This window comes from Clostridium tarantellae (assembly GCF_009295725.1).
GTDB lineage: Bacteria > Bacillota > Clostridia > Clostridiales > Clostridiaceae > Sarcina > Sarcina tarantellae.
In genome coordinates, this window is the sequence record NZ_WHJC01000491.1 from 1 (window position 1) to 1,458 (window position 1,458).

The window sequence follows — 1,458 nt, forward strand, 5'->3', positions numbered from 1 at the left end:
CACTAGTGTTTAATCTTTGGATTCAAATACCATTGACAAATTTTAATTAGAAAAAAGTTTATAAATTACCAAAAATTTAGACGTGAAAATAGCCGGTAACCTTTGTTTTAATATAATTACCAAAAACAGAAAACAAAGGAGGCTACCGACTATCGTGATTGATTATAGCAAATTATTTGATAAATTTATAGAGCAAATTGATTGGAATATATTACAACATTCAACTTTTAAGTTAAACACTGATTATAAAGTATCTAAATTTTTCACAAGTGACCACTTAAAAGCAATGATTTATCATCATTTGGAACAAAAAGATAGTTTAAGAGATACTAACAAATGTATATGTCTTTCAACAAGACTTAAAAAAGTTCTTAAAAATGTTAGTTTAAGCACATTGGCATATCATAATAAAAAAAGAAATTATAAAGTGTTTTTACCAGTTCTTAGTGAGTTAATTGCAAAAAACTTAAATACTGGTTCAGCAAATGATATTTTAAAAAGATTTGGACCTGTTAAACTTATAGATTCTACAACTATAAGTATGTCGTTAAGTTTTTATAATTGGGCATTATTTCGCAAAACAAAAGCAGGAATAAAAATTCATACAAGGTTTGATTTAAATAAAGGTATCCCGGATGCATTTGTAGTTACAAATGCTGCCGATCATGATAAAACTAAAATGGATGATTTAATTAGTGAAAAGCATTGTATTTACGTCCTTGATAAAGCCTATGTGCACTATAATAAGTTTGATAAATATACAAAAGAAGAAAAATATTTTATAACCAGATTAAAGGATAATGCAATAATAGAAGAAATCGAAGATTTAAAAGTAAGCTACAGTGAAAAAAGACTTTTAGATGTTAGCACTAAAATTATTTATGATAAGGTTGTAAAACTAGGTTCTCCAGGCACTTATCAAACTAAAGAAAACTATAGAATTATTAAAATTATAGATAAACAAGGTAAAAATCTTACTTTTATAACTAATATAGATGATCTTTTTAGTGAAGAAATAGCATGGCTTTATAAAAAACGTTGGGAAATAGAATTATTTTTCAAATGGATAAAACAAAATTTGAGATTTAAAACATTAGTAGGTCATTCCTTAAATGCAGTAATGATTCAAATAATCACAGGTATAATGACATTTATAATGTTAAAATCTTTGGAACCCTTAGCCCCTAAAGGTTTTGGATTTATTAATATTAAAAGAGCTGTAAAAGAAAATTTATTAGAATTATATCCAACCAATAAATTTTGCTGGAGCCTTGTATTTAATCCAACATAATTTAATTACAGACTATATTGGTATAATATTCCTAAGTATAAAGGGGTTGTTGCACACTTTTTTAAAGGAAATATATTCCTAGTAGATATATAATCAATATCACTAGAAATATATTTGTATTTTTAAAAAAGTCAATGGTAATATTTTTTAATTATTAAACACTAGTG

General features: G+C 25.2%; 1 protein-coding gene. It reads left to right on the top strand.

The annotated features are described in order from the left end of the window. The first annotated feature begins 154 nt into the window (after positions 1-154). Positions 155-1,291 carry an IS4 family transposase gene (locus GBZ86_RS15860; protein ID WP_327445296.1) on the top strand — a complete coding sequence of 379 codons (1,137 nt, stop codon included), beginning with the start codon at positions 155-157 and terminating at the stop codon, positions 1,289-1,291. Positions 1,292-1,458 lie beyond the last annotated feature (167 nt).